Origin of the sequence: Trinickia sp. (assembly GCF_051961175.1) — a bacterium.
Classification (GTDB): Bacteria; Pseudomonadota; Gammaproteobacteria; order Burkholderiales; family Burkholderiaceae; genus Trinickia.
In genome coordinates this window covers 1-8,744 of the sequence record NZ_JBQCDN010000342.1, presented here as the reverse complement: position 1 = coordinate 8,744, position 8,744 = coordinate 1, and the positions used below count along the sequence as shown (strand labels likewise).

8 protein-coding genes are annotated in these 8,744 nt (G+C 62.6%); 2 read left to right on the top strand and 6 right to left on the bottom strand.

The window, feature by feature from the left end; translation table 11 throughout:
- From ACTHL0_RS20185 to ACTHL0_RS20160, 6 genes are all read right to left on the bottom strand, one after another.
- A partial coding sequence (locus ACTHL0_RS20185) for an FAD-dependent oxidoreductase (RefSeq protein ID WP_440568657.1) occupies window positions 1-321 on the bottom strand: 321 nt, incomplete at its 3' end.
- A gap of 14 nt (window positions 322-335) precedes the next feature.
- On the bottom strand, window positions 336-1,223 hold the full coding sequence (locus ACTHL0_RS20180; protein WP_440568656.1) for a dihydrodipicolinate synthase family protein: 888 nt from the start codon (window positions 1,221-1,223) through the stop codon (window positions 336-338).
- 72 nt (window positions 1,224-1,295) lie between these two features.
- Window positions 1,296-2,591, bottom strand: coding sequence for a serine hydroxymethyltransferase (gene glyA / locus ACTHL0_RS20175; RefSeq protein ID WP_440568655.1), 1,296 nt, complete (start codon window positions 2,589-2,591; stop codon window positions 1,296-1,298).
- 145 nt (window positions 2,592-2,736) lie between these two features.
- A complete protein-coding gene (locus tag ACTHL0_RS20170) occupies window positions 2,737-3,618 on the bottom strand; it encodes a glycine betaine ABC transporter substrate-binding protein (RefSeq protein ID WP_440568654.1) in 882 nt (293 codons plus the stop codon).
- Between the two features lie 169 nt (window positions 3,619-3,787).
- The gene (locus ACTHL0_RS20165) at window positions 3,788-4,672 is read right to left on the bottom strand and encodes an ABC transporter permease (RefSeq protein ID WP_440568653.1); all 885 of its coding nucleotides are present in this window, start codon (window positions 4,670-4,672) and stop codon (window positions 3,788-3,790) included.
- Complete coding sequence (locus ACTHL0_RS20160) at window positions 4,669-5,958, bottom strand: quaternary amine ABC transporter ATP-binding protein (RefSeq protein ID WP_440568651.1); 1,290 nt, start codon at window positions 5,956-5,958, stop codon at window positions 4,669-4,671. The genes ACTHL0_RS20165 and ACTHL0_RS20160 overlap by 4 nt, the downstream gene beginning before the upstream one ends.
- Before the next feature lie 535 nt (window positions 5,959-6,493).
- On the opposite strand from ACTHL0_RS20160, the gene ACTHL0_RS20155 reads away from it, so the two are divergent.
- Entirely contained in the window at window positions 6,494-7,954 is a 1,461-nt protein-coding gene (locus ACTHL0_RS20155) for a class I SAM-dependent methyltransferase (RefSeq protein WP_440568650.1), read from the top strand.
- A 14-nt stretch (window positions 7,955-7,968) separates the two neighbouring features.
- Window positions 7,969-8,744: 4'-phosphopantetheinyl transferase family protein (locus tag ACTHL0_RS20150; protein WP_440568649.1), on the top strand; the 776-nt coding region annotated here is incomplete at its 3' end.

Sequence of the window (8,744 nt, the reverse complement as noted above, 5' to 3'; positions counted from 1 at the left end):
ATGGGCCTTGTCCGCTTCTACGCTGCGCTTGTAGCTTTCGCTGCTGATGTGTTGGGGCTGATCGACGAAGAAACCGTATTTGCGCCCGGGGGTGGTGCGCCCTATGGGGTCCGCATCCACCAGTGCAATCGACGCATCGGGCGCCAACTCGGCGAGCCGGCGCGCCGCACAGAGCCCCGTAATGCCCCCGCCGATCACAACCCAGTCGAATCGTTGCTCGGACGCTACCGTCTCCGGCGGCGCCGCCGGAGGCAGACACTCCCACCATCCATTCACGCCGTCGGGAGCGGGAAACCGCGCGAATTCCAGTTTCGAGGTCATGCTAGTGGGCTAGATTATTGAGCGTTGTGCAACAGCGGTTGGACCAACTTGGCGAAGTCGCGGCGTTCGGCCTCCGACAACGCGCCGAGCGGTGCGCGAGCCACGCCCACCGGCTTGCCGGCCAGCTCGCAGCCATAGCGAACGTATTGAATGAATTTGCCGCCGCGCTCGAGCACTTCGAGCACGGGCAGCAATTGCGTCATCAGCTTGCGACCCAGCGCGAAGTCCCCTTTCTTGACGCACGCATCGAACAGGGCCATGTGAATTTCCGGCAGGAAATTGCCGGCCCCCGCATACCAGCTTTTCGCACCCCAGACGAAGAACTCGAGAACCTGATCGTCCATGCCGCACGCAAACAACAGGCGGTCCTTGAAATGCGTGGCGAGGTGATGCAAATGCGCGATGTCGCCGGTGCTTTCCTTCATGGCGACGAAGTTCGGGCGCTCGAGCAGCTTCTCCAGCACTTCATCGCCGATTGCCGTGCCGGTGCGGGCCGGGAAGTTGTAAAGCATGATCGGCATGTCGAGCGCGTCGTCAACCTTCAACATATGCGTCAACAGCTCTTCCTGCGTGGGCTGCGTGTAGTAAGGCGCGGCGACGAGCAAAGCGGGGATCCCCGCGCGCTTCGCTTCCTGGCCGAGGCGGATCACTTCACGCGTCGTCGTGGCATTGATGCCCGCGTTCAAATTCGTCTTGCCGCCCGCTGCCTGCGCAACGGTGTTGAACGTACGCACCCGCTCTTCGAAGCTGAGCGCGTAGTATTCGCCGGTGGTCCCGCCCACCCCAAGACCGGACAAGCGTCCCGCGAGGTCGGCGGCGTGCTTGCCGAGCAAATCGTGATCGATCTCGCCGTCCGCCTTGAATGGCGTGACGAGCGGAGTATGTACACCCTCGAAGCTCATGTCGGTATCTCTCTTCAGTAATTTTCAAAAAAGGACGGTCGAACGTTGCCAGCGGTCAATGGCGACCACGGGTCATACGACATCGACTGCGTGCGAATAAATCGGAAACTGAGCGCACAAATCTTTCACGCGCGCACGCACCGCGCGCTCCACCTGCTCGTCGCCGTTCGGGTCGCGTTCCAGCGCCGCCAACACGTCGAGAATCATTTCGCCGATCTGCTCGAATTGGGCCGTGCCGAATCCGCGCGTCGTGCCGGCCGGCGTCCCAAGCCGAACGCCCGAGGTCACCGTCGGGTTTTGCGTATCGAACGGGATACCGTTCTTGTTGCACGTGATGCCGGCGCGCTCGAGCGCTTTCTCGGCCTGCGTACCCGTGAGACCCTTGGGCCGCAAGTCAACCAGCTGCAGGTGGTTGTCGGTGCCGCCCGTCACGAGGCTCAGCCCGCCGGCGCTCAGCACATTGCCGAGGGCCTGCGCGTTGCGCAGGACCTGATCGATGTAAGCCGTGAACTCGGGGCGAAGCGCCTCGCCGAATGCCACCGCCTTGCCGGCGATGACGTGCATGAGCGGGCCGCCCTGCAATCCGGGGAACACCGCCGAATTGATTTTTTTGGCGATGTCGCCGTTGTTCGTGAGAATGAAGCCGCCGCGCGGACCGCGCAGCGTCTTGTGCGTCGTCGACGTGACCACGTCGGCGAAGCGAATCGGGTTCTCATGGCGGCCGGCCGCGACGATGCCCGCGATATGTGCCATGTCGACCATCAGCAACGCGCCGACGCTGTCCGCGATGTCGCGGAACGCAGCGAAGTCGAGCGCTCGCGGATAGGCCGAATAGCCGGCGATGATCAGCTTCGGGCGATGTTCCTGTGCGAGCGCGCGCAGCTTGTCGTAGTCGATGCGGTACGTTTCCGGACTCACGCCGTACTGGACCGAGTTGAACCATTTGCCCGACAGCGCCGGTCGCGCGCCATGCGTCAGGTGCCCGCCGGCGTCGAGCGACATGCCCATGACGGTCTCGCCAGGCTTGACCAGCGCCAGCATGACCGCACCGTTGGCCTGCGCCCCCGAGTGAGGTTGTACGTTTGCGTACTCGGCCTCGAACAGCGCCTTCACGCGGTCAATGGCCAGCGCCTCGATGCGATCCACGTGCTCGCAGCCGCCGTAATAACGCTTCGACGGATAACCCTCGGCGTACTTGTTCGTCAGCACCGTCCCCTGCGCTTCCATGACGGCCGCCGAGACGATGTTCTCGGAAGCGATCAGCTCGATCTGAGTTTGCTGGCGGCGCAACTCGAGCGCGATCTCCGATGAGATTACCGGGTCGCGGCTCTGGAGCGTTTCAGAAAAAAAGCGCGCTTGTTCGTTCACTGCTCACTCCCGAAAGGTGTCGTGAGACGCAGTCCTTGCGAGACTGCAGCCATCATTAGAAAAACGGGCGCTCTCCCGCCCGGCTCCATATCGAGCGGGGCCGCAAATGCCCGCTGCGTGTCGATTCGCGGCCCGTCACGGTGGTTTACTGCTGCAACCAGGCCTTCAGCTTTTCCGGATGCGCCTCGACGAATTTCTTCGCCGCGGTCGCGTAGTCGTTCGTGCTGTTGCCTTCGAATTCGATCGCCTCGACATCGGCCAGCGTCAGCTTGAAGTGCTTGAAGAACACGTCGGCACGGGGAAACTTGCCGGCGAACTGCTTCGACGCGAACGCGTGGACTTGCTCCTCACCGCCGAGCGTGCCCTTCGGATCCTTCAGGTAGCGCATCTTCCACTTCTGGAAGAGCCAATGCGGGCTCCATACCGTCGCCACGATCCATTGGTTCGATTGATAGGCGCGCGAGACGCCCGCGAGCATGCCCGCTTCACTCGACGCTTGCAGGTTGTAGCCGGCCAGGTTGTAGGCTTGAATCGTCTTTTCCGAGGCTTGCATCAAGCCGCCGCCCGGCTCGATGCCCTGGATCGTCGCATTGAGCTTGCTCTTGACGTCAGGCTTGTTCAGATCGGCGATCGACGACAGTTCCGACTCCGGAACGTAGGCAGGCACGGCCCAGCCGTTCTTGCCGCCGGTGTAGATGATGCCGACGTCATCCATGTCGTTCTTGTACTTGGCGTAGTAAGTCGCATGCGTGACCGGCAGCCAGCCGCCCACCATGATGTCCAAGTCGCCGCGCGCCACACCTTGATACTGGATGCCGATATCGGCCTGTACGAATTGAACCGGTTGCTTGAGATTGTTCTCGAGCACGTACTTGGCGACGTTGGCCACGGCCAACACGTCGGCCCAGTTCGTTACCGCCACCTTCACAGGCTCCGCCGCCATTGCGGGCGCACCGCCGATCCCTACCGCGACAACCGTCGATACCGCGAGCTTCGCGAGAAGCGACTTCAACAAACCGCGTTTCATTTAGGACTCCTCATTGATCAACGAGATAATTACTGTTCGACGGATGTCGCCATGTCGCTGTAGCGCATTGGGTCCCCGCCCGTCCTGCTTCGAGCCGACGGATAGCATCGGCTCTCCGGCCGCCTGTCGGGACGGCCGGTCCTACTGCGGCACTTCGCTATCGGCCCGATCAGGTCCGTGCCGCGCCGCTCGCTCCCGGCTTCACTGTCCGGGTGACGGATTTCACTTTCTTCTTCGACTTGACGCCGAAGCTCTCGGTCAAGCGGTCCAGTACGATCGCCAGCAGCACGACACCCAGGCCGCCTTCGAAGCCGATCCCGATGTCCAGGCGCTGGATGCCGCTAAGCACGTACTCGCCGAGACCGCCCGCACCGATCATCGAGGCGATCACGACCATCGAGAGCGCCATCATGATGGTTTGATTCACGCCGGCCATGATCGACGGCAGCGCATTCGGCAATTGGATCTTCCACAGCAGCTGCGCATCCGTGCTGCCGAACGAGCGGCCGGCTTCCAGCAACTCCTCGCGCACCTGCCGAATCCCGAGCGTCGTCAGACGCACCACCGGCGGCATGGCGAAAACAACCGTTGCAATCACAGCGGGCACCCGGCCCAAGCCGAACAAGATCACGGCGGGAATCAGGTAGACGAACGCCGGCATCGTCTGCATGAAATCGAGCAGCGAACGCAGAATCAATTCCACGCGCTTGCTTCTCGCGCCCCAGATGCCGAGCGGCACGCCGATCACCAGACTGAAGCATGTCGCGGCGATGACGAGAGCCAACGTCGATGTCGTTTGCGCCCACAGCCCCATGAAGTGGATCGCCTCCAGCGCGAGACCGACGAACACCGCGAACACGATGCCGCGGCGCCACAATGAGAGCCCCACGAGGATCACCAGCATGACGACGAACGGAATCGCCCCCAGCCCATCCTCCAATAGCTTGACCACGGCGCCGAGCGCGGCGGAAAACGCGTCGAAGCCGCCGCGGAAATGATGGAAGAGAAAATTGACGGCGTTCTCTGCAAACTGGCCGATGACTGACGAGTTCATCCTGCTCTCCGTTCCATAACTTGTTTCAGAATCGTGCGGCACGACACGACCCCGGCGAGTTTTCCGGCGGCATCGACGACCGGTACGTCATGCTCCTGGCCCAACGCGATCGCGGCAAGCTCGTGCAGATCGGCGTCCAGCGACACCGCCTGCAGATCCGGGATCAAGGCGTCGCGGATCGGGCGTGCGCCGGCCTTGTGCAGTGACGCGGGCGTCACGCCGCCCTGGTAGCGGCCCGACTCGTCGCAGACATAGCCGCACTCGACACCGCTATCGATGAGTTGATTGAGGTAGCGCTCGGAGGACGTGCCGACATCGCATGCGATCACGCCGCGCTCGACGCGGGTCAGCAGGCTGGACGCCTTCAGGAATCGCGAGACGTCGACATGGCGGAAGAAGTCGCGCACGTAATGGTCCGCGGGCGATTGGATCAATTCGGCCGGCGTGCCGACCTGAATCAGACAGCCATCCTTCATGATGCCGATGCGGCCGCCGATCTTGATCGCTTCTTCGATGTCGTGCGAGATGAAGACGATCGTGCGCTGCTCTTCCTTTTGGAGCCGCAGGAGCTCGCTTTGCATCTCATGCCGGATCAGCGGATCCAGCGCGGAGAACGCTTCATCCATCAGCAGCACCGAAGGATTCACCGCCAGCGCACGGGCAAGGCCGACGCGCTGCTGCATGCCGCCCGACAATTCGCTGGGCAAAAGCTTTTCGTAGGAACCCAGGCCGACACGCGTCAGTGCCGCACGGGCGATGTCGTAGCGCTCAGCCTTTTTCATGCCGGCGACTTCCAGCCCGTACGAGATGTTGTCGATCACCGTGCGATTGGGCAGCAACGCGAACGACTGGAATACCATCGCCATCTTCTGACGGCGGACTTCGCGCAATTGCTCAGTGGACATCGGAGCGATATCGCGGCCTTCCAGAATGACCTGCCCCGAAGTGGGCTCGATCAACCGATTGAGCAGCCGGACGAGCGTCGACTTGCCGGAACCCGACAGGCCCATGATGACGAAAATCTCGCCCGCTTTGACGCTGAGGCTAACGTCATTGACGGCCAACATATTGCCCGTGCGCTCGAAGACTTCGTCACGGCCGAGGCCCTGCCTGACCAACTCGGCTGCACGCTCGGGTTTCGGGCCGAAGATTTTCGACAGGTTCCGGACGGTCAGAATATCGGTACCGGAAACCGCGGCCGAGTTTGCGACCGTCGAGGCGGCTTTCGCAGTAGTCGACCCGGACGGAACCACGTCCTGCGGTGCGAATGTCAGATTCGGGGGCATGCTGTGATCCCAACTGGCAAGTTCAAGATATCGAAGGCCGCGATCTGTAGCCCTCGGTCGAAGCGACCGTCCTGGGTCTCGTCTGTTTTTCTAATCCGACCAACTGGCGCGTTCGGTGTGTGCTATTTGCGCTGGGAGCCAATCGCTGGTTGATCGTTGATGTCGATGTCGATGTCTATTGCATGGATTCAATGTACCAAGCCAATTCGACGCATCCCGATACATTTTCTGCGCCTTTTTCCATACCTCCGGTTATGGAGCCGACCTATGGAGCGGCCGTTGAATAACCGGAGGGAATGGGACATTGCACGGGGATCCCGTATTGACGGGGCTTTCCGGGCTAAAAATGGCACGCTGCGGAGGTTAAGCGCGGGCCCGGCCCTTTGGAGCAAAACCCGTCGACATAGGGAATTCAATTCACCGATCCGCCGTGCCCCGGGCGCCGCGGACACGTGCGTCACGGCGGTTCGCCTGACTCGTTCGCCAAGCCCCTCCGCAGCCGGCAAGCCGCGCCGCCCTTGACGCTTGTGGCACCATGGTAAGCTCGCGCGGCGCGGCAACCCTCATTCACATGCAAGCATCCGATCCTTCCTCCGGCTACCTGAGCGACGTGACGTTCCCGGACCGCTTCCATCGCGAGCTGTCCCCCGCCTGGTTGAACTACGCCAGTGTCGTGGGCGGCGCGCGTCCGAAGGTGCTCGAGCGGCCGTTTCGCTACCTCGATCTCGGTTGCGGCTTTGCCCATTCGACCGTCGTCAACGCCGCGGCCTTTCCGCACGCCGAATTTCACGCCTGCGATTTCAACGCGGCCCATATCGGCGCCGCTCGGCGGCGCGCGGGCCAGCTCGGAGCCGGAAACGTCGTCTTCCATGAAGCCAGCTTCGAGGCGCTGCTCGAACAAGACTTGCCCCCGTTCGACTTTATCGTCATGCACGGGATCTATAGCTGGGTCGATGCCGGCGTTCGGGGCACGGTACGCAAGCTCATCTCGCGTCGGCTGGCCGATGACGGCCTTGTGTACTTGAGCTATAACTGCCAGCCAGGATGGTCGGCCGAGGCCCCCTTGCGCAAGCTGATGTTTGAACTGGCACAGGCAGCCGATGGCGGCATCGAGGCGCGCATCGGCACCGCGATTGCCGGCATGCAAACGCTCGGCAATCCGAGCTTTCGTTACTTCCGCGATCATCCGAGCGTGACGGAAGCACTGGCGGCGCTCGCAAAGGATCCCGTCGACTATCTCGCGCACGAGTATTTGAATGGAACGTGGGACATCCACTACTCGGTGGATGTCATGGATCAGATGGCCGAGGCGGGGCTCTCGTACGTGGGCAGCGCCACGCTCGCGGACAATCATCCGATGCTGCTGATGGACCGCCCGGCGGCCGAAGCGATAGCAGCCATGCCGAATGGGCGGCTGCGGCACTTGGCCGAGGATTTCGCCGTCAATCGCCGGTTTCGCCGCGACGTATTCGTGCGCGGTGTGCGTTCGAATCCATCGCAGGCCGACGCACTGCGTCACCTCGAGGCGATGCCGATCGGCTGCATCTCCGAGATCGAGCGGATCGATACACGCGTGACGATACCGCGGGGCGCGCTCAGCTTTCAGCCCGAATTCATTGCCGACTTGCGCGCATTGATGGCGCAAGGGGCGATGCGGATCGGCGACATCGTCGCGCGTCTCGCCGGCGATGGCCATAACCGGCGGGAGATTCTGCAAAACCTGCTCTTCCTCGTGGCGAGCGGCAATTTGATGCCGTTCGCACAGGCGGGCGGCTTAGTGGATACGGGTGGTCGAGGCGCCGCGAGCCCGGCCGTCGTGGCCGCGCTGGCGTCTCATACCGGCGATGAGACGCCGACGTTCGTGCCCTGCGGCACGCTCGGAAGCGGCATCGCCGTCAGCGAAGACGAAGCAATACGAGCCCTGCGCTGGATGGCAGGCGAGGAGATCGAGCGCCCGGCCCGGCTCGCGCGCCTCGGCATACTGCGCGGCGCGTAGCGGGTGGGCCGACGATGCATCGCTCGTTCGCAGAAACGGCAATCACCCCTGGCAGCGGCAAAACGGTGCTGGGCCAGGACATCCTCGAACAATTGACGCTGAGCCGCGGCGACATCGACATCTGGGTGGCCATCGTGGCGCAGGTGCCGGATGCGGATCTGACGGCCCAATTGGATGCCGTCTTGACCGAGGACGAACGCAAGAAGCACGCGAAACTCTTCATCGAGAAGGTTCGGCGCCGCTACCTCGTGACGCGTTCGCTGGTTCGTTATGTTCTGTCGCGCTATGTACCGATCCGGCCGGCGGATTGGCGCTTCGAGGCGACGGCCTTCGGCCGCCCCACGATCGCCAATACGCATTCCGGCGTGAGCGGCTTGAGCTTCAATCTTTCCCATTCGGACCGCCTCGTCACCCTCGCCGTGACACGCGACTGTGAGATCGGCATCGACGTGGAAGATCTCGGCCGCAGAGCGCCGCTCGATATCGCCGAGCGCTATTTTTCCCCGGATGAGGCAAGGCAGTTGCGGTCGCTGCCGGAAGCGGCGCAACCACAACGCTTCTTCGATTTCTGGACGTTGAAAGAGAGCTATATCAAGGCACGCGGCAAGGGGCTCTCGCTGCCGCTCGATCAATTCGGCTTCGACTTGCGCGGCGATGGGCCATTGCGAGTGCAATTCGATCCGAGCCTCGATGACTCCCCCTGCCATTGGACGTTCTGGCAATGGCGCCCTTCGGCGGATAGCCTCGCGGCGCTGTGCGTCGAGAACCGGCCGGGGGTGACGGCTCGCGT